At 69.8% G+C, this 18,741-nt stretch carries 21 protein-coding genes and 1 pseudogene; 16 read left to right on the forward strand and 6 right to left on the reverse strand.

Annotated elements, in window-relative coordinates; translation table 11 throughout:
• Window positions 1–59 precede the first annotated feature (59 nt).
• The 8 genes and pseudogenes from P9K36_RS03205 to P9K36_RS03240 all read left to right on the forward strand — a co-directional run bounded on the left by P9K36_RS03205 (window position 60) and on the right by P9K36_RS03240 (window position 5,959).
• Window positions 60–662 carry a cytochrome b/b6 domain-containing protein gene (locus tag P9K36_RS03205; RefSeq protein WP_244447731.1) on the forward strand — a complete coding sequence of 201 codons (603 nt, stop codon included), beginning with the start codon at window positions 60–62 and terminating at the stop codon, window positions 660–662.
• Entirely contained in the window at window positions 659–1,432 is a 774-nt protein-coding gene (locus P9K36_RS03210) for a molybdopterin-dependent oxidoreductase (protein ID WP_043755463.1), read from the forward strand. Before P9K36_RS03205 ends, P9K36_RS03210 begins: the two co-directional genes overlap by 4 nt.
• Entirely contained in the window at window positions 1,429–1,773 is a 345-nt protein-coding gene (locus P9K36_RS03215) for a hypothetical protein (RefSeq protein WP_236961600.1), read from the forward strand. The genes P9K36_RS03210 and P9K36_RS03215 overlap by 4 nt, the downstream gene beginning before the upstream one ends.
• Window positions 1,774–1,794: 21 nt before the next feature.
• On the forward strand, window positions 1,795–1,959 hold the full coding sequence (locus tag P9K36_RS03220; RefSeq protein ID WP_236961598.1) for a hypothetical protein: 165 nt from the start codon (window positions 1,795–1,797) through the stop codon (window positions 1,957–1,959).
• Between the two features lie 19 nt (window positions 1,960–1,978).
• A complete protein-coding gene (locus P9K36_RS03225) occupies window positions 1,979–2,722 on the forward strand; it encodes a DUF2064 domain-containing protein (protein WP_043755465.1) in 744 nt (247 codons plus the stop codon).
• A gap of 601 nt (window positions 2,723–3,323) precedes the next feature.
• Window positions 3,324–3,539 (forward strand): ferredoxin, encoded by a 216-nt coding sequence (locus tag P9K36_RS03230; protein ID WP_100794072.1) that lies wholly within the window; start codon window positions 3,324–3,326, stop codon window positions 3,537–3,539.
• Window positions 3,536–4,725: pseudogene (locus P9K36_RS03235) on the forward strand (FAD-dependent oxidoreductase). The gene P9K36_RS03230 and the pseudogene P9K36_RS03235 overlap by 4 nt, the downstream one beginning before the upstream one ends.
• Window positions 4,718–5,959, forward strand: a complete 1,242-nt coding sequence (locus tag P9K36_RS03240) for a cytochrome P450 (RefSeq protein ID WP_043755467.1) — start codon at window positions 4,718–4,720, stop codon at window positions 5,957–5,959. Before P9K36_RS03235 ends, P9K36_RS03240 begins: the two are co-directional and overlap by 8 nt.
• 353 nt (window positions 5,960–6,312) lie before the next feature.
• On the opposite strand, the gene P9K36_RS03245 is transcribed toward P9K36_RS03240, so the two are convergent.
• Window positions 6,313–7,056, reverse strand: a complete 744-nt coding sequence (locus tag P9K36_RS03245; protein WP_043755469.1) for an SDR family oxidoreductase — start codon at window positions 7,054–7,056, stop codon at window positions 6,313–6,315.
• 94 nt (window positions 7,057–7,150) lie between these two features.
• Here P9K36_RS03245 and P9K36_RS03250 point away from each other — a divergent pair, with 94 nt between their 5' ends.
• Window positions 7,151–8,080 carry an AraC family transcriptional regulator gene (locus P9K36_RS03250; protein WP_278306558.1) on the forward strand — a complete coding sequence of 310 codons (930 nt, stop codon included), beginning with the start codon at window positions 7,151–7,153 and terminating at the stop codon, window positions 8,078–8,080.
• Window positions 8,081–8,256: 176 nt separating this feature from the next.
• Here the strand turns inward: P9K36_RS03250 and P9K36_RS03255 are convergent, their stop codons facing one another.
• Window positions 8,257–9,195 carry an NAD(P)H-binding protein gene (locus tag P9K36_RS03255; protein WP_111474258.1) on the reverse strand — a complete coding sequence of 313 codons (939 nt, stop codon included), beginning with the start codon at window positions 9,193–9,195 and terminating at the stop codon, window positions 8,257–8,259.
• Between the two features lie 91 nt (window positions 9,196–9,286).
• Between P9K36_RS03255 and P9K36_RS03260 the strand changes: the two genes are divergently transcribed.
• Window positions 9,287–10,177, forward strand: a complete 891-nt coding sequence (locus P9K36_RS03260; protein ID WP_043755474.1) for a LysR family transcriptional regulator — start codon at window positions 9,287–9,289, stop codon at window positions 10,175–10,177.
• A 9-nt stretch (window positions 10,178–10,186) separates the two neighbouring features.
• On the opposite strand, the gene P9K36_RS03265 is transcribed toward P9K36_RS03260, so the two are convergent.
• Window positions 10,187–11,110 (reverse strand): LysR family transcriptional regulator, encoded by a 924-nt coding sequence (locus tag P9K36_RS03265; RefSeq protein WP_244447733.1) that lies wholly within the window; start codon window positions 11,108–11,110, stop codon window positions 10,187–10,189.
• A 71-nt stretch (window positions 11,111–11,181) separates the two neighbouring features.
• Here P9K36_RS03265 and P9K36_RS03270 point away from each other — a divergent pair, with 71 nt between their 5' ends.
• Genes P9K36_RS03270 through P9K36_RS03280 form a run of 3 tightly spaced genes read left to right on the forward strand, consistent with a single transcriptional unit; the run spans window position 11,182 to window position 13,318 of the window.
• Complete coding sequence (locus tag P9K36_RS03270; RefSeq protein WP_052083533.1) at window positions 11,182–11,649, forward strand: ester cyclase; 468 nt, start codon at window positions 11,182–11,184, stop codon at window positions 11,647–11,649.
• Complete coding sequence (locus tag P9K36_RS03275) at window positions 11,649–12,578, forward strand: NADP-dependent oxidoreductase (RefSeq protein WP_052083534.1); 930 nt, start codon at window positions 11,649–11,651, stop codon at window positions 12,576–12,578. The genes P9K36_RS03270 and P9K36_RS03275 overlap by 1 nt, the downstream gene beginning before the upstream one ends.
• The gene (locus P9K36_RS03280) at window positions 12,575–13,318 is read left to right on the forward strand and encodes an SDR family oxidoreductase (protein WP_278306559.1); all 744 of its coding nucleotides are present in this window, start codon (window positions 12,575–12,577) and stop codon (window positions 13,316–13,318) included. Before P9K36_RS03275 ends, P9K36_RS03280 begins: the two co-directional genes overlap by 4 nt.
• A gap of 397 nt (window positions 13,319–13,715) precedes the next feature.
• Here P9K36_RS03280 and P9K36_RS03285 read toward each other — a convergent pair whose 3' ends face one another.
• On the reverse strand, window positions 13,716–14,444 hold the full coding sequence (locus tag P9K36_RS03285) for a response regulator transcription factor (RefSeq protein WP_043755478.1): 729 nt from the start codon (window positions 14,442–14,444) through the stop codon (window positions 13,716–13,718).
• 169 nt (window positions 14,445–14,613) lie between these two features.
• Here P9K36_RS03285 and P9K36_RS03290 point away from each other — a divergent pair, with 169 nt between their 5' ends.
• The 3 genes from P9K36_RS03290 to P9K36_RS03300 all read left to right on the forward strand — a co-directional run bounded on the left by P9K36_RS03290 (window position 14,614) and on the right by P9K36_RS03300 (window position 16,288).
• Window positions 14,614–15,270, forward strand: coding sequence for a hypothetical protein (locus tag P9K36_RS03290; RefSeq protein WP_052083535.1), 657 nt, complete (start codon window positions 14,614–14,616; stop codon window positions 15,268–15,270).
• 112 nt (window positions 15,271–15,382) lie between these two features.
• Window positions 15,383–15,700, forward strand: a complete 318-nt coding sequence (locus tag P9K36_RS03295; RefSeq protein ID WP_139231620.1) for a hypothetical protein — start codon at window positions 15,383–15,385, stop codon at window positions 15,698–15,700.
• A 300-nt stretch (window positions 15,701–16,000) separates the two neighbouring features.
• On the forward strand, window positions 16,001–16,288 hold the full coding sequence (locus tag P9K36_RS03300; RefSeq protein WP_278306560.1) for a hypothetical protein: 288 nt from the start codon (window positions 16,001–16,003) through the stop codon (window positions 16,286–16,288).
• A 207-nt stretch (window positions 16,289–16,495) separates the two neighbouring features.
• Here P9K36_RS03300 and P9K36_RS03305 read toward each other — a convergent pair whose 3' ends face one another.
• On the reverse strand, window positions 16,496–16,810 hold the full coding sequence (locus P9K36_RS03305) for a BLUF domain-containing protein (RefSeq protein WP_052083536.1): 315 nt from the start codon (window positions 16,808–16,810) through the stop codon (window positions 16,496–16,498).
• Window positions 16,811–17,544: 734 nt separating this feature from the next.
• Window positions 17,545–18,738 carry an IS91 family transposase gene (locus P9K36_RS03310; protein WP_043388075.1) on the reverse strand — a complete coding sequence of 398 codons (1,194 nt, stop codon included), beginning with the start codon at window positions 18,736–18,738 and terminating at the stop codon, window positions 17,545–17,547.
• Between the last annotated feature and the right edge of the window lie 3 nt (window positions 18,739–18,741).

Below are 18,741 nucleotides of genomic sequence, written 5' to 3' on the forward strand. Positions count from 1 at the left end.
TCATGAAGATGAACGCGATCAGATCCAGGCGTCGCTTGCACCCATAGCCGGTGCGGATCATGCACTGGACGAACGCCGTGGCGATGGTGGTGCTGATCGGCTCCGGCTGGGGCATCTACGACGATTCCGTCATTATTCACGGCGTGTACTTTCCCAAGGCGATCCGCCTTGGGTCCTGGGCCGCCGAGAGCCTGCTTTGGCACTTCGCCGCGATGTGGCTGCTGGTTGCCAATGGCGGCGCTTATCTCGTCTACGGCGTCGCGACCGGGCGCCTGCGCGAGCGCCTCCTGCCGATCCGCCCGAGCGACATCGTGCAGACGGTCCGCGACACGCTGCGGCTCAAGCTCGCGCACGAGGACCTGACGACCTACAACGCCGTCCAGGAGATCCTCTACATCGTCGCCATCCTGGCCGGCATCAGCCAGGTCGTCAGCGGGCTGGCCATCTGGAAGCCGGTCCAATTCTCCGGCCTCGTCGCACTGCTCGGCGGCTTCCAGGGCGCGCGCCTCGTCCACTTCGCCGGCATGGCGGTGCTGGCGGGCTTCCTTGCCATCCACGTCGTGCTCGCCCTGCTCGTGCCGCGCACGCTGAGGGCGATGCTGACTGGCGGCCCGGTCCGCCAGCCGGCCCTCCCGGCCATGGCCCGGGAGGCGGCGCGATGAGGTCGCCGTTCCGCCCCCGCACGGTGCCGGATCCCGGCATCCTCGACGACCACCGCCCCCTGGTCCGCCAGATCGAGCGGCGCGGTCTCCTGCGCGGCGGCCTGACGCTGGGCGCGCTCACCATGCTCACCGGCTGCGACGTGACCGACACGACCGCGGTCGGCCGGGCGCTGCGCGCGGTCTCCGACTTCAACGACGGCGTCCAGGCCGCCCTGTTCGATCCCCGCAAGCTCGCGCCGGAATATCCCGCCTCCCAGGTCCTGAAGCCGCCGCGCTTCAACGCCTACTACGACGTCGAGGACGTGAAGCCGATCGACGGCACGGCGTGGCGGCTCGAACTCGCCGGGCCGATCTCCGACAAGCGGCCCTGGACGCGTCGGCAGATCGCGGAATTGCCCGAGCGCGAGATCATCATCCGCCACGTCTGCGTGGAGGGCTGGGACTATATCGGGCAGTGGTCGGGCGTGCCGCTCCGCGCCTTCTTGGAGCGCGTCGGCGCCGACCTCACCGCCAAGTACGTCGCCTTCAAGACGGCCGACAACTATCCGAGCAGCATCGACATGCCCAGCGCACTGCACCCGCAGACGCTGCTCGCCACCCGCTATGCCGGCGCGGAGCTGCCGGACCCCTACGGGTACCCGCTGCGCCTGCGCACCGCGGTCAAGCTCGGCTTCAAGAATCCCAAATGGATCACGGCCATCGAGGTGACCAACACCTATCCCGGCGGCTACTGGGAGAATCGCGGCTTCAACTGGTTCGCGGGCCTGTGAGTGCCCGCGCGATCCGGTGCGCCCGGGGCGTCGTCCTGCTGACGCTGGCCCTCGCCGGGCCGGCGCAGGCGCAGACGGCCGGTCCCTCGCCGGCCCCCGACCACATGCCGAAGCCCGGCATGACCGCCCCCGAGATGGCGGGTCGCGCGGCCGGCCGGTTTCCCCAGCCTGTGCGCGTCGGCGATCTCCCCGGCCGCCTCCTGCTTCAGCCGGAGGAATCACAGCCCGTGCTCGGCCGCGTGACGGGGCTCGTCCGCCGCGACGACGGCGGCACCGATGTGATCGTGCGCCTCGACGGCGTCCTCGGGCTGACCTGGCTCGGACTCCAGCCGGTCGCCTGAACCGGGGTCGGATCCCGGCTCGTGGCCGTGCCGGTCGAAGCGGTGGCGCTGCTCGGCGAGCACGTCGCCCTCATGGGCCTGACGCCGGAACGCCTGCGCGCGCTGCCGGCCTTCGCGCCGGGCTCGGCCACCGCGGTTCAATTGGACGAGACGCTCCGCCTCGGGATCGTCCGGCCCTTCCATTGATCACGGAGGAATCTTGGAGATGGCACCAGGACCGACGTCCGGATCGTCCGCCACCTGCGCGATCGGCGTGATGGCCAAGGCGCCGCGCAGCAGCCGCTCCAAGACGCGGCTGTGCCTGCCGCTGACGCCCGACCAGGCCGCACTCCTGAGCGGTGCCTTCCTGCGCGACACGACCGCCAACATCCTGGAGGCGGCCCGCTCCGCGCCGATCGCCGCCTACGCGGCCTACGCGCCGCGCGGCGCCGAGGCGCTGGTCAGCCCCCATCTGGTCATCGGAACACAGCTCGTCCCGGCGGACGGCGACATCCCGGCCCCGGCGGCAGTCGAGGGTTTCGGCCGCTGCCTGCTGCAGGCCGTCAGAGGCATGCTCGCGGAGGGCCATGCAGCGGCTTGCGTGCTCAGCGCCGACATCCCGACGCTGCCGACGCGCCTCCTCGTCCAGGCCGCCCGGATCCTGCTGGCGCCGGGGGACAGGGCCGTGCTCGGCGCCTGCAGAGACGGCGGCTACTACATCTTAGGCCTCAAGCAGGCCCATGCCCGCCTCTTCGCCGACATCGCCTGGAGCACCGACACCGTCGCGGCCGCCACCCGCGCCCGGGCGCACGAGATCGGCCTCGCTCTCGTCGAGCTGGACCCCTGGTACGACGTCGACGACGCGGCCTCGCTGGCGCAGCTCTGCGCCGATACGTCCGGCTACGCGGCCCCGGCGACGCGCGCGGTCCTGGCGGGGCTCACGGAGACCTCGGAAGCCGTCCCGGCATGACCCGGCTTCTCGCCAGCCCCGCGCACCGGCTCGCGGCTCTCGGCCTCGGGCTGCTCGTCGTGAATGTCGGCGCGCTCGCGATCCACGTGCCGGGCGCCGACACGGTCGGCTCCGTGGCCCGCGCCGACGTCTTCGTCGGCGTGGTCGCGGTTGGTCTCGGAATCTACCTCCTCGCCGTGCGCTTGGTACTGCGGGAGCGGCTGCCGCCCGCGGCCCTGTGGACGATCCTCGGCTTCGCCGTGGCGATGCGGGCCGCGCTGCTGCCGGCGCCGCCGTTCCTGTCGAGCGACATCTACCGCTACGTCTGGGACGGGCAGGTCCAGGCCGCCGGGATCAACCCCTACCGCTACATCCCGGCCGATCCGGCTCTTGAACGGCTGCGCGATGCGGCGGTCTACCCGCTGATCAACCGCAAGTACTACGCGCCCACGATCTACCCGCTCGCGGCGCAGATGGTCTTCGCCGCCGTGGGCCAAGTCTCGCACGGCGTCACCGGCATGAAGCTCGCGATGCTGGGCTTCGAGGCCCTGGGCGTGCTCGCCATGCTCGCGATCCTGCGCGGCGCCGGCCGGTCATCCGCACAGTTTTTTGGAGGCCCTGAATGCGTGTCGTCGTCGATCTCAATCGCTGCCAGGGCTACGCCCAGTGCTGCTACGCCGCCCCTGAGCATTTCGAGCTGCGCGGTCACGAGATCCTGTTCTACGATTCCGCGCCACCGGACGCGAAGTGGTCGCAGATCGAGCGGGCGCAGCAGGCCTGCCCCGTCCGAGCCATTGAGAGCGAGCCCGCCGGCCTCTCCGAGGAGGGCGAACCGTGATCGGCGCACAGCGACCGGGCATCGTCGGCGTGGGCGCCTCCCTCGCCGGGCTGCGGGGGGCGGAGGCGCCGCGGGACGGCGGCTATGATGGGCCCCTGATCCTGGTCGGGGCCGAGCCGCATCGGCCCTACGACAGGCCTCCCCTGTCCAAGCACGTCCTTGCGGGCGAGCTTCCCGCCACGCGACCGCGCTGCCACAGCTCACCCCGTTGCAGGCGCAGTGGCGGCTCGGCCGGGCCGCCGTCGCGCTGGACCGGGAGCGCCGGATGCTGCACCTCGCCGACGGCGCGACGCTTCCCTAGGAGAAGCTTCTTATCGCCACCGGCGTGAGGGCGAGGACATGGCCCGGAGACGGTGCCGACCTCGGCCTGGCGGTGACTTTGGTCGATCCCAACCCGACGCCGCTTGCCCGCCTGCTCGGAACCACGATCGGTGCCACCCTCGCCGAACGGATGCGCGGCGCCGGGGTCGATTTCCGCCCGAAGACGATGGTCCGCGCGCTCTCGGGCGAGGCCGGGCAGGTCCGCCGCGCGCACCTCGCCGGGGGAGAGGTTCTCGAGACGGATCTCGTCATCGTCGCCCGCGGCGCCACACGCGACACCGGCTGGCTCGCTGCGGCGGGCCTCGCCGCCGATGCGGGCGGCCTGACCTGCGACGGAGCCTGCCGCGCGATCTCTATCGCGGGAGAGCCCGACCCCAACATCTACGCGGCCGGCGACGTCGCGCGCTGGCCGAACCCGCTCTACAATGATCGTCCGATGACGGTGGAGCATTGGGGCAACGCTGTCGACCAGGCCCGGCACGCGGCAGCCAACATGATGGCCGCCCCCTCCGCCCAGCAGCCCTACCGGCATCTACCGGCTTTCTGGTCGAGACAGTTCGGCCTGAACATCAAGCTCGCAGGCCACACCGCGGGGGCGGATGCACTCGCGCTCGTCCAGGGATCGCGGGCCTCGCACCGGTTCCTGGCCGTGTATGTCAGGGCCGGTCGCAGCATCGCCGCCGTCTCCTTCGACGAGGCGCGCTGGCTGCCCGCCTATGCCGAGGCCGTCGCCGCCGGGGCGCGCTTTCCTCCGTTTCCCGATGCCATCGACCAGCCACGAATCGAGCGGCTGAAGCCGGGCTTCCCCGCGGCGCGGCCCCCTGCCCATCGCGCCGCGCCGGCGCCGGAGGCTAGCCATGTCTGACGAGACGCTCTTCGCGCAGGTGCTGGCCCCGAAGAACCGGGCGGATCCCTATCCCCTCTACGCCAGGATGCGCGAGACACCTGTGTCCCGGCAGGCGGATGGCAGCTACCTCGTCAGCACCCAGGCGGCGTTGCGGAGCCTGATCTTCGATCCGCGCCTCAGCTCCGAGGATCTACCTCCGTCGCGCCGGCCCGCCACGGGCAACCCCCCGAAGGACTGGATCCTCAACCCGATCCGGCACCGCGTGGTCAATGCCCACCGCCCGCTGATCTTCCGCGATCCGCCCGACCACGACACCCTGCGCGGCATCGTGATGAAGGAGTTCACGATCGCCCGGGTGCGCGACTCCCACGCCAAGGTCGCGACGCTCGTGGATGCCTTGATCGACAAGTGCCGGGGCCGCGACACGGTCTGCCTCGTGGACGACCTGTCCTGTCCGCTGCCCGTCGCCGTCATCTGCGAGCTCCTCGGCGTGCCCGAGGCCGACGAGCGGCAATTCCATGCCTGGGCGACACGCATGGCGACGGCCCTGGAGCCCGACGCGCGCCACGACGAGGCGGGACGGCGCGAGATCGCCGCCACCTTCGACGCGATCTCGGACTACATGCGCCGGCTGATCCGCGAGAAGCGCCGCCATCCGGCCGACGACATGCTCAGCGGCCTCGCCGCCCGCGGCGGCCGGGGCAGACTAGCCATGGGCGACATCGACCTGATCTCCACGGCGATCCTGCTCCTCGTCGCGGGCGATGAGACGACCGTGAACCTCATCAGCAACGGGATGCTCACCCTGCTCCGACATCCGGACGAACTCGAGAAGCTGAAGGCCGACCCCAAGCGGGCGCCCTGCGTGATCGAGGAGATCCTGCGTCACGAGCCCCCCGTCCATTTCCGCACCCGCAAGGCGCTCGGCGCCATCGAGGTGGCGGGCGCGACGATCCCGGCCGGATCCTCGGTGGTCCTGATGCTCGCGGCCGGAAACCGCGATCCGGCGCGGTTCACGCAGCCGGACCGGTTCGATCCCGACCGGAACGACAACCAGCATTTCGGGTTCGGCGGCGGCCTCCATTACTGCGTAGGCGCGCCGCTGGCGCGTGTCGAAGCCGAGATCGCCCTGGTCACCCTGTGCCAACGCCTCGTCGCGCCGCGGCTCCTCGACGATCCACCGCCCTACCGGGCCGGCGCTTCCCTGCGCGGTCCGAAGAACCTCGGCATCGCCATCGCGGGGATCGCCTGACCCTCCGGGCGCGAAAGTGGTCTGGGAATCTGCTAGGCGCCACGCGCCATCGTCTGTCGAAGGCGCGCGTCAACTCACCCTGTCGTACAAGCTTGTCCAGTCATGCGCATCGCACCAGGGACTGAAATCTCTCATTGTGCGACTGACCTTCAAAACGGTGACTCATCGGGATATTTGACCGGGTTCGCATGATCTCGTCCGCTTCTGCGGCAAGCCTTTTCCGGAGCGGTCGTTCTGCTATCGGCCAGGTCCCGAGTCGCTGGCATGGTCTTCTGAATGACCGGGGTGGGTGGATCTCGGCTCGTCCGCTTCCGCTCGAACATGGGGCGGAAGCAGACGTTCGAGGGGTCGTTTCAGGCCGCCGCCCAGGCGACCGCGTCAGCGCCCGCCGGCAGGCGCATCGGGCAGGCCGGGTCGGTCGCCGCGCGCCAGACCGCCTCGGCCACGTCCGAGGCCCGGGTCAGCTCTTCCGTCGCCTGCTGGAAGTTCGCGAAGACCTGACCCGCCAGTTCGCCATAGGCCTCGGGCACATCCATCCCCGTTCGGGTGCGGGCGTTGGTCCCGAACGCGGTCTCCGGCGATCGGCCGGGAATGACGAGATGGGCGCGCACCCCGAATGGCACGAGTTCGTGGGCGAGGGACTCGGTGAAGGCGTTCACCGCCGCCTTGCTCGCGGTATAGACCGCCAGCAGCGGCAGCGGCCGCAGGGTCACGCTCGACGTCACGTTGACGATCACCCCCGCGCCCCGTTCCCGGAACTGCGGCAGCACGGCCTGGGTCATGGCGATGGTGCCGAGGGTGTTCGTCTCGAACACCTCACGGGCGGACCCCATCGACAGGCCTTCCAGGGCGTTCAGCAGCCCGACGCCCGCGTTGTTCACCAGGACATCGAGCGGCCCGGCCTCCGCAACCGTCCGGGCGATGCTGTCGGCGTCGGTCACGTCGAGCGGCAGGACGGTGAGGTGGTCGGACTCCGGGAGCAGGGCGGCCTGAGGCGTCCGCATCGTGGCGACGACCCGCCAGCCACGGTCGAGGAACAGGCGCGCCGTCTCCAGGCCGAAGCCGGATGAGCAGCCGGTGATGAGGATCGTGTTCATGGTGACCTCCCGTGTGACGCACTACGGGGTGATAGGAGTGCTCCGCCGGACGTGATACGGGCGCAAGTCCATATTTCATTGGCGAGCGTCCGAAATGGTCGATCCGCTCACCCAGGTGGTCGGGCTGCTTCAGCCCAGCGCCTCGTTCTCCAAGCTGGTCCTGGCCGGCGGCGCCTGGACCGTGCGCCGCGACGACCACGGCCAGCCGTTCTACGCCGCCGTGCTGGAGGGGGCGTGCCGCCTTGCGATCGACGGCGAGGCGGAGATCGTCCTCGCGGCCGGCGACTTCGTACTGATCCCCGCCGCCAGCGCCTTCGCCGCCTCCAGCCTCGGCTCGCCTTCGGCGGGGCGGGCGCCACCGCCCGTCGAGGTTGGCCCCGGCGTGTTCCGGCTCGGTCCTGCCGAGGTGCCGCCCGACCTGCGCATGCTGGTGGGGCACTGCACCTTCGCCTCCGACGATACGGAACTGCTGCTGTCGCTCCTGCCACGGTTCGTCCATGTGCGCGGCGTCGGACGACTGGCGATGCTGCTCGGCTTGGTGAACGAGGAGACGCGGGGCGACAGGCCCGGTCGCGAGGTGGTCCTGGCGCGGCTTCTGGAGGTGCTTCTGATCGAGGCGCTTCGGTCCACCACGGGTCCGACGGCGCCCTCAGGCCTCCTGCGCGGGCTTACCGACGAGCGCGTGGCCAACGCGTTACGCCGGATGCACGAGCGACCGACCGTTCCCTGGACGGTCGCGGCCCTGGCCCGAGAGGCGGGACTGTCGCGCTCGACATTCTTCGAACGGTTTCGGCGCGAGGTCGGCGTCGCGCCGATGGCGTATCTGCTGGCGTGGCGCATCGCGCTGGCGAAGGATCTGCTCGGTCGCGAGGGAGCCGGCGTAGCGGAGGTTGCCGAGCGCGTGGGCTACGGGTCTGCCAGCACCTTCAGCACCGCCTTCGCCCGTCATGTCGGCAGACCGCCAATTCACTACGCCCGCGAGCAGCGCGCCCAACAACGTAGCCCTGCGCCTCTGCCTGTCTGAGACGGGTGGTTTGCCGCCCTTCCGCTTTATATTACAGACCGGAGAAAGCGGACGTCCGGCGATTGCGCTCAAGCTCACCGAAGGTAAGGGGGCCCAGCGGAGATTGTTCGCCGCCAGATCGAACGACATTGAAATAAACTGAATAAGGTGATGGTGAGGCGGGCATCCTGAAGCTCTCAAGTTCTCAATGCGTCGACAACCGCAGTATCCAGCGAAGTGCACGGCACGTCGCCGAGGAGTTCCATCAATCGACTTCCGTCGAGGCGCATCGCGTGCGCCCAGAACGGACGGACCTCCATGACTTCTCGGGGGAACCCACCGAACGGTGCGAGCGCGCGCATCAGCGCCCAGGGGAATCGGCGCTCGGGCAGGTCGGTGCGACCCGAAGCCCGGCGGACTGCAGCAACCATCGCGCGACCATCGGCATCGTAGTGGCCGGGAAACTGGAGCCGCTCGCAGGGCAGCAGGCGATCCGCAGGCAGTTCCAGCAGGTGGATGATGGTCTCAGCGAGGTCGGGCAGGTACGCCCAGGCATGGCCAACGTCCCGCGTTGCGGGATTGACGATGCGCGTGAGCGGCGGCTTCGCCAGGGCCTGCGCGAACCAACTCTGGCCCGCCCCCGGTCCGAAGAAATCGCCCGCTCGCACGACGAGACTCCTCACCTCCGGGGCGGCCTCCGCCAAGCGCTTCTCCATCTCGACGCGGATCGCGCCCTTGCGCCCTCGCGGATGCTGCGTGGTCGTCTCGTCGATTACCGGGGCGAGGGTCGGGTCGTAGTTGTAGATCGTGCCCGGCAGGACGATCCGGGCGCCAGCCTCCTGCGCCGCCGCGAGCGTGTTGTCGAGCATCGGCAGGACTAGCCGATCCCACCCGCGATAGCCGGGCGGGTTCACCGCGTGGACGATGACGCTCGTCCTTTCCGCGGCGCGAACCACGTCCGCCCGGTTCATGGCGTCGCCAGCTTGCCAACCCGGTGCGACCGGGGCGCTCCAGGCAGCCGCCGCTCGGCTCGGATCACGTACCAAGGCAGTGACGTGCCACCCCCGCGCCAGCATCGCTCGGGTCACCGCACCGCCGACGCCGCCCGTCGCCCCCAACACCAGAGCCGTTCTCATCGTCCTGTTCCTCCGTTCGTCCCCGCGTTGATGCGTCGAACGAGAGGTCCGGTAAATTGACGAGCTTCGATGGTCCGCCTATCGAATTTCGATGAGCAATGCGGATTGCGACTGGGACGATCAACGCGCCTTCCTAGCGGTGCTCGACACCGGTAGCCTGTCGGCCGCGGCGCGAGCCCTCGGCCTCACCCAGCCCACCGTCCGGCACCGGATCGAGGCGCTGGAGCGGGCCGTCGGGCAACCGCTCTTCGTCCGCGGCGTGAACGGGCTGGCGCCGACGCCCGAGGCGCTCGGCTTGGTTGGGCACGTCCGGCGCATGGCTCACGCGTCCGAGGCGTTCCGGCGCGAGGCGAAGGGAGCGGCGTCCGAGGTGGCCGGCCCGGTCCGACTCAGCGTATCGGACTTCGTCGGCATCGAGGTCGTGCCGCCGATGCTGGCGGCTTTGCGAGAGCGCCACCCGCGCCTCGCGGTCGAACTCCTCCTCACCAACACCAACACCGACCTACCCGGCCAGGAGGCGGACGTGGCGGTTCGCATGGCGCGGCCGAGCCAGAACTCGCTCGTGGCGCGCCACGTCGGCAGCATCCCGCTCGGGTTCTTCGCGTCGCCGGCCTACCTCGACCGGAACGGCATTCCCGAGACCGTCACGGACCTTACCCGGCACGCCATGGTCGGGCCCGACCGCATGCCGGCCTACCTCGCGATCCTGGACGCCCTGGGACGCGAGGCGGGCGGGCCGCTGCACGTCGCCCTGCGCAGCGACAGCCATCCCGCACAACTCGCCGCGATCCGCGCCGGCCTCGGCATCGGCGTGGTGCAGGTGCCGGTCGGCGAGCGCGATCTCGTGCGCGTCCTACCGGACCGCGTCGTGTTCGACCTCGACACCTGGATCGTGGCGCACGAGGACGTCCGGCGCAGCGCCCGCATCGACGCCCTGTTCAACCACCTCGTGGAGTCTTTTCAAGCCTACTGCTCCCGGTAGAGGCCGCCCTCAGCCGCTGGGCGCCGACGACACCAGGAGATCCCGCAGCCATGCCTGGGCCGGGTGCCGGTCCGAGCGCCTGTGCCAGAGCAGGTGGAACTCTACTGGGGCGAGTTCGACGGGGCAGGGCCTGACCGTGAGGAGAGGTGCCATGCCCGAGCCGGTCACGACGCCTTCCATCAGCGTCGCGACGAGATCCGTGCGCGCCACGAGCGCCGGTGCCGCGTACATCTGGGGGAGCACCACCCCGAGCCGCCGGCGAAGGCCGCGTTCGGAAAGGGCCTCGTCGACGGCGCCGAACCCGTCGCCCTCGGGGGAAACCAGGACATGCCGGGCGGCAGCGAAGGCCGCCGCGTCGCCGAGGCATTCGGCGGCCGGCGAGCCGGCCCTGGCGACGGACACGAATCGCTCGCGGAACAAGGGCCGCGCCAGGATACGCGCCTCGGTGCCGGGAGGTACGCCAACCGCCACATCGGCCAACCCCTCGTCCAGCAGGCGGACCGCCTCGTTCCTGTCCGTGAAGCCCCGGATGCGCAGGTCCACTCCCGGCGCCGCGGCCGCCAACGCCTCCGCGAGCGGCGGCAACAGGACGTGGGCGGGATGCTCGGAGAGCGCCAAGGTGAAGACGACGGACGCCTCGGCCGGACGGAAGTCGTCGCGCAGCGCCAGAGCCTCACCGACCGTCCGCAGCGCACCCTTCAACGGGGCGGCGAGATCCTGCGCCCGGGAGGTGGGGGCCAGGCCCTTGGGGCCGCGCACGAACAACTCGTCGCCCGTGGCCTTCCTCAGCCGGGCAAGCGCCGCGCTCATGGCGGGCTGGGTCAGACCGATGCGACGCGCCGCGCGCGTCACGTGACGCTCCTCCATCAGTGCATCGAACGCCACGATCAGGTTCAGGTCGAGCCCACGGTAATCCATGGCGTGGATGTTCACACATCAACACCATGCGTTTCAATGATGACCTACACCATCTTACGTCTCCGGGATTGGAACGGAGATCAAAGATGCCCCACCCCCGCATTCCCGATGGCGCGGCCCTCGTGCTCACCCACGGACAGCGCACGGCGCTGGAAGCCTTTTACGGCGCTCTTGGGCGCCGCGACGTCAACCTGCTTGACGGGGCCACGACGCCGGACTGGGAAGATATCCCGCTCGCACCGGGCCAAGGCCCCGGGCCGGAGGGCGCAAAGCCGGTTTTCCGGATGCTTCTCACCGCGTTTCCCGACCTCGTCGTCGAGATCGTCGACGTCCTGGCCGAGCGGGACCGGGCTGCGGTCCGCGCGCGCGTGTCCGCCACCCATGCCGGCCCCCTCTTCGGGGTTCCGGCAAGCGGCCGCCGCGTCGCGTTCGTGCTGCACGAGTTCCACGACTTCGAAGGCGACCGGCTCCGCCGCACATGGCACCTGGAGGACCTGTTCGGCCTGTTCTCGCAAGCCGGGGCCTTCCCGGCGCTTCCCGGAAGGCAAGCCTGATGCGCGCCCTTCTGATCGACGGCTACGCGCCGGTCCCGTCCGCGCACCTCGGCACCGCCGCGGATGTCCGGCCCGGGCCCGGGGAGGTCCGCATCCGGGTGGAGGCCGCGGCCCTCAACCCGCTCGACGCCAAGCTCGCGCACGGCGACATGACGGGCTGGTTCCCGCTGGCATTTCCCTACGTGCCGGGCACGGACTTCGCCGGCGTCGTGGACGCACTCGGTGAGGCGGTCGCGGATATCCGACTGGGTGATGCCGTCCTCGGACGCAGCGACCCAGTGGCGGGCGGTGCCCTGGCCGAAGCCATCATCGTCCCTGCCCGCTGCGTGACCCGCCGCCCTGAGGGACTGGACGCGAGCATCGCCGCTTGCCTTCCGACCCCGGCCGGCATCGCGTACCAAGCTCTGTTCGATCACCTCCGCGTCCCGGAAGGGGCGGTGCTGCTGATCCTCGGGGCGGGCGGCGCAGTCGGGCGCGCCGCGATCCAGCTGGCTCCCGCGGGGGTGGAGGTCGTCGCCTGCGCCGGCCAACCGCGCGGGACCGACCCGGCCTCCCCCGCACGCTGGGTCCGCCCCGACGAACCCGATTTCCTTCGTGTGGCGGCCAAGGCCGATTGCGTCCTCGATTGCGCCGGTGGGGAAATCCAGCACCGGGTTATCGCGGCGATGCATCCGGGGGCCAAGCTCGCGGCCATCGTGGCGCCTGCGGACGAGGCGGCCGTTGTCGCTCGGGGCATCGACGCTGCCTTCCTCGTCCTGGAGACGCGCCGGGATACGCTCGCCGCCATCGCCGATGCCGCGGCACGAGGTGTCCTGCATCCGGAGACCCCGGCCGTCTTCGGCTTCGAGGAATCGGCGGCGACCTACCGCGACTACGTCGCCGGCCGCACGATCGGCAAGCTCGTGATGACGACCGGAGGCGGGCGATGAGCGGGTTCGGACACGGGCGCGGGGCCATCGTGACGGGCGCATCCCGCGGCATCGGCGCGGCCATCGCCCGGCGTCTCGCCGCCGAGGGCTTCGGCGTGACCGTCGGCTTCGGCTCCGATGCCGGCGCCGCCCATTCCGTCGTGGCCGAGATCCGCGGCCGCGGCGGCGATGCGGTCGCGGTGGAAGGCGACGTCACGCGTGAAGAGGACGTCGCGCGCCTCTTCGACGAGGCCGCGGCACGCTTCGGCGGCCTGGACGTACTGATCAACAACGCCGGGGTGATGTCGCCGATGCCGCTGGCTCGGCTGGACGGGGCTGCCTTCGACCGTCTCATGGCCGTCAACGTCCGTGGCGTCGTGAATGGCTGCCGGCAGGCTTGCGCGCGGCTCCGGGACGGGGGCCGGATCGTCAACCTGTCGACCAGCGTCCTGGCTATGGCCCCGGCCGGATACGGACCGTACTGGGCCAGCAAAGCGGCGGTCGAGGCCCTGACCCGTTGCCTCGCCAAGGAACTCGCGGCTCGCTCGATCACGGTCAACGCCGTCGCACCGGGACCGACCGAGACGGATTTGCTCACGGCGGCCAACGGCGCGGACCGCCTGGAAGGCTATGCCCGGATGACGCCGCTCGGGCGGCTGGGGCAGCCGGACGACATTGCGGGCGTCGCGGCTTTTCTTGCCGGGCCCGAGGCGTCCTGGGTTACGGGACAGGTGATCCGCGCGAACGGAGGCATGGCCTGACCGCGTTGCAGGACCACGGCCGTCGTTCGCGCCGGGGCGTGCCCTGAAACTTCAGAAGCGCCGGTGCCAACCGCCATGCCGGAAGCCGCCCCAACGGTGGCCGCCATGCCAGGCGAAGCCGCGGTGCCAGCTGTCTCGTCCGGCGGGGCATCCACGATGTCGGCCCGCAGCGCCTCGCCGTTGATGGCGCGCAGGATGGCGGGCCTCTGTGCCGGGTCGGCGTCCCCCAGGAGGGCCATGATGCCGCCGGCCTGGTCGAGGCGGGGGAACCGGGTGGCGTAGGGCGACCGTTCCTGGCCGCGCTGCCACTGGTCGATGCCGATGGTTGCCACGACCAGCAGCGAGAGCGCGCCCAGCAAGACCAGCATGATCCGCCCGAGCAAGCCAACGCGGGCCATCAAGGGGCGGCCCTCACGGGTGCCGCGAGGATGTAACCCGCGTTGCGCACCGTCTTGATCAGGGCCGACGCCGTGCTCCCAGCGTCGTCGAGCTTGTGCCGGAGGCGGCTCACCTGCACGTCGATGGTGCGGTCGAAGTCGTCCGCCGTGCGGCCCCGTGTCCAGTCGAGGAGCTGGTCGCGAGAGAGCACCCGTTGGGGCCGCGTGACGAAACAGTGCAGGAGATCGCACTCTGCGCTGGTGAGCGGGATCTCGGCAGCCGGCTCGCCGATGGTGACGGCGCGGCCCGCGAGGTCGACGATAAGGTCGGCGACGGCGAGCCGTTCGGGCGCGGGTTCCACCGAGGCGGGGGCGCCATTGGCGCGACGCAGGACCGCGCGGATGCGGGCCAACAGGACGCGGGAGCTGAACGGCTTCGACACATAGTCGTCGGCACCCATCTCCAGGCCGAGCACCTTGTCGGTGTCCTCGTCCTTGGCGGTCAGTATGACGACCGGCGGGCCGGCCGCCTCGCGCAGGCGGCGGCAGATGGAGAGCCCGTCCTCGCCAAGAAGCATCCAGTCGAGGACGACGAGGTGCGGCCTAGGTCCCGTCGCGAGCAGGCGGTCGAGGCCTGCGCCTCCGTCGAGGGAGACGACGCGAAAGCCTTCTTCCTCCCGGTAGCCGGCGAGCTGGCCGCGGATGTCGTCGTCGTCCTCGACGATGGCAATGGTGGTGCCGTCTGTCATGCCCCGAGGATAGCTCGCCGGGGCGGGGCGGCAACGCAAAAACAGACGTCGTTACATATCGTTACACGCTTCCGGCGTCCCGTCACATCGGGGAACGGGACCGGCGCGATGGTCTTCCGCATCAAGACGGGCCCTTCCCCAGGGCGAGAGAAGCGGAAGTGAGATCAGCATGGTGACATCCCCGATCTGGCACGTCGTATCGGCTCTGGCCGTGGCCGGGACACTGGCGGTTCATGGCGGACCTGCGCACGCGACGCCGCGGCATGCGCCTGCCGGCACGCTGCACTTCGATGATGGCGGCGAACGCTACCGCGGCTACCGCATCGAGATGGCCCGGGACGTCCCGAACGCCGAGATCGGCCAGTTGCGTCAGGCGGCCGAGCATCAGGTCGACATCGTGGAGGCGACGAGCCTGGACGAGGGCAACAAAGCCTTCCTGCGCCGCTTCCCGGTCGTCGTCCATTCCGGGGCCGGTGAGCGCAGCCATTACAGCGGCGGCGACCACGTCGACATCGCGGTCGAGGACCCGAAGGACGACCGCCCCATCCTGCTGCACGAGTCCATGCACGTCTACCACTTCCGGAGGCTGCCGGGCGGCCGGAATAATCCGGACATCCTGACGTTCTACGGGCGAGCGAAGGACGGGGGCTTCTACCCGGCAGGCGCCGACCTCCTGACGAACCAGGGAGAGTTCTTCGCCATGACCGCCAGCGTCTACCTGCACGGCAAGCTGGCGCGCGAACCCTTCACCCGCGACGAACTCCGGCAGAAGCAACCGGTCTACTACCGCTTCCTCACCCGGCTGTTCGGCCCGGTCGGAACCTAAGCCCCTTCGCGCAACCGTAGCCAATTCCCGACACCCTGACATTCGAGGGAATGACCGATGACCACTCGATACATCGCGGCCTGCGTCCTGCTCCTGGGCATCGGGCCCGGCGTTGGCTGAAACCCTGCCCCTGCGCCACGGCGCCTATGTCGGCGTGGGCACGGATTGCACGAACCCGCGGAACGTCGAGTTGCGAACGTACGACGGAGGCGGTCTGGGGAGTTCGAAGGCGAATGATTGCCGGAGCCGGGTTCTGCAACAGCAGGGAAACGTGTTCGAAATTGAGCAGGATTGCCGCCAATTCGGCGGCCCGAAGGTCGAGGGTAGCACCGAACGCTCCACCATCCGGGTCGACGGGCCGGACCGCTACACGGACATGACGGACGGCGGCAACGAGAGCTTTCGCTTATGCCCCGGACTGAAACCGTGACGGCAGGAAACCTGGAATCGACTGGTTCGTAGGACCAGAGATGGACCCTGATCCACGCCCACTAGAGACGATGCCGATCTTGAGGGCTGGACTGGTTCGGAAGCGTGAGGGCCGTTCAGGGTGGATTTGTGCCTTTCCGCTTCCGAGCCCAAATGGATCGAAGCGGACAATGGTTACTCCGCCCATACTGCTCGCGCAGGCTGTCTGCCCCGGCGGATTGATCTAACACAAAGTTCCCGTCGCTCGCTGGCGCAGCATTGCGCGCTGGCCCTTCGGGTGTCAGCCGCGACCGCTGGCGTCTTGGTCGGTTTTTCCTCCCCCAAGATGCTGGCGGTCGCGTCACTCGCCGAGGGCGGTGCCATGTCAGACGACGAGGATGAGGCATCCACGCCACCGCCATCGTTCGTCCGCATGCGATACACATTCGTCTTGCTCAACGAATACGCCGAGTGGTGCGATCTCTGCACGCTCTACGCCTTCGATGATGCCAAGGCTTTGGCCGTCTCGAAGACCTTGGCAAACGGCCGACCCTTCGAAGTGTGGCTTGGGTTCCACTGCATCGGCGTCTTCTTAGGCACGGAGCACTGAGACCGAGCCCGGTCCGCCCGACCGTGCGCGGAGCCTCCGGAGGTGATTCGTCGAACAACTGTACAGGTCGGCGCCGTGCCGCTCTGCTTAGAGCGGCGAAGCCAGAGGGCATCAGCTCTCGCCCCATCACAGGCTTTCGTGAGGCCTGCTCTACGCCCGCTCAAGAGGCATGCCGAGCCGGTTCGAGCCATTCGCCAGCGCCAGTGTTCAGTGGAGGCGGCGGGTGAACTCGGCAATGCCCTGCATCAGACGATGCAGGTGGTAGGGTACAGGCGTAGCGCCCGTCCGGACGGCCAAGACCTCAATCAATCCATCGACGAAGTGGGCTGAGCCGTTATAGGCGAGGGTCCAATCCGGGAACTGCCGCTCCTTGATGTCCTCGTAGACGAGGATCTGGACGTCCCGATGTCTCCTATCTCGGCTGATGCTCGTCATGGGCGTGTCGATTGATCCGCCAGAGCCTTCGAGGATCTGGGCGAACCAGTGTTGCGAGGCGACCAACGCGCCCGTGACGTCGAGCACGGCGTTGCGCGCGTGAAATCTCGACGATGTCGGTGATCTCGTCGGGCGTGGCCAGCTTCTGACGTATGTAGAGCGATGAGCAGTCCATCCTCGAAGCGATGCACTCGGCACGCTGACCGACTTTGATCCGGATCAATTTTTAGGCGGCGGGTTCCCTGCAGACAGATCGGTACGGCGCCTCGGTGAGCAGTCTTTCCTACGATAGGCGCTTGGGCGTTCATGATGCGGAATGCTCGCATTCTGGAACTGCGCGCTTCGGTCTCCAATCGCAGGCAACTCAAGCCGAACTTGCCGGATGGTCGCGAATGACCGGTTTCGAGAGGCGCCGACGATCATCGGCACGTCTCATATGAGTCGGCAGCGGGCCGTCCGCTTTTCCGGCGGACCTCCTCCGAAGCGGACTGGCGGCTTTCGTGAAGAGTTTCGGGCGCCGGCAGGCGTACGAAAGTCTCCGAGGAACGAACCCGCGGGGACCGAGGCAGTCGGCTATGGGGATTGAGCGATCCGGCCTGATGGCGCGGGCGAGCGCGATGGCCGGCGAGGGGCTCGGCGGAGATGGCGGGGTGATCCGCCGGGACAGGCCGACGGCCAGCACGGGGTGGTCGGAGCGATGGCCGGCGGGTCTCGGTCTGGATCGGGCGGCCGGAAGTGCGGGTCGAGGCGGTCGGGGCGCAACGCTCCTCCGGCCGCGGCTCGAAGGCCGGCGGCATGATGGTGGCTGACGACGTGCCGGGTCACGGTGCTCTCATCCCGGTCAGGGCGGACGCGGTCGGCGGACCGCGCGGTTGCAGGAAGCGGCCGAAGGTCTCGACGACCGTCATGCGGCCGCCGCAGCACCGGCAGGGTGAGCGCCAGTCGGGCGGCGCCGTGGGCTCGGGCGGGATGACCGGCGGCGGGACGGCGAGCAGCGCTCGGATACGGGTGAGGTTGGCCCGGCGGCCGGCGCTGGCGAGCAGACCGTAGTGGCGGATGCGGTGGAAGCCCTTGGGTAGGACGTGCAGCAGGAAGCGCCGGATAAACTCGTGCGGGCCCAGCGTCAGGGTGCCGTAGCGCTCAGGCCCGTCGCGACGGTAGTCCTTGATGCGGAAGGTGACGCCGGCCTCATCGAAGCTCATCAGCCGGCTGTTCGAGATCGCCACACGGTGGGTGTAGCGCGACAGGTAGGCCAGCACCGCCGCGGGACCGGCGAACGGGGCTTTGGCGTAGACGACCCAGCGCTTCGTCCGGGCCGGGGACAGATGGCGCAGGAAGGCGCGGCGCTCGGCCAGGGGCGCTAGGCCGCCAAAGAAGACGAGCCGTCCGGCCGCGTGCAGCGCGCTCAGCCCGACCAGGAACAGGCGGCGGAACAGCTTGCCCAGCACCCGCACCGGCAGGAGGAAGGCCGGCCGCGACGACACCCACCGTGCACCATCAGGCGAGAGGCCGCCGCCGGGCACGATCATGTGGACGTGGGGATGATGCGTCAGCGCCGAGCCCCAGGTGTGCAGCACGGCGGTCAGGCCGATGCGGGCGCCGAGGTGCCTGGGATCGGCAGCGATGGTCAGCATCGTCTCCGACGCCGCGCGGAACAGCAGGTCGTAGACGGCGGCCTTGTTCTGGAGGGCGATGTCGGCGACCTGCGTCGGCAGGGTGAACACGACGTGGAAGTAGCCCACCGGCAGCAGGTCGGCCTCGCGCTCGGCCAGCCATGTGCGGGCCGCCGCCCCTTGGCATTTGGGGCAGTGCCGGTTGCGGCAGGAGTTGTAGGCGATCCGCCGGTGGCCGCAGTCGCCGCAGCCCTCGACGTGGCCGCCGAGCGCGGCGGTGCGGCAGTGCTCGATCGCCGCCATGACCTTGAGCTGCCGCAGGCTCAGGTGGCCGGCCTGGGCCGCCCGGTAGGCCGGCCCAGCAGCGCGGAAGACGTCGGCGACCTCGATCGCGGCGCGCACCGT

The organism is Methylobacterium sp. 391_Methyba4 (assembly GCF_029691625.1).
In the GTDB taxonomy this organism is placed as follows: Bacteria; Pseudomonadota; Alphaproteobacteria; order Rhizobiales; family Beijerinckiaceae; genus Methylobacterium; species Methylobacterium fujisawaense.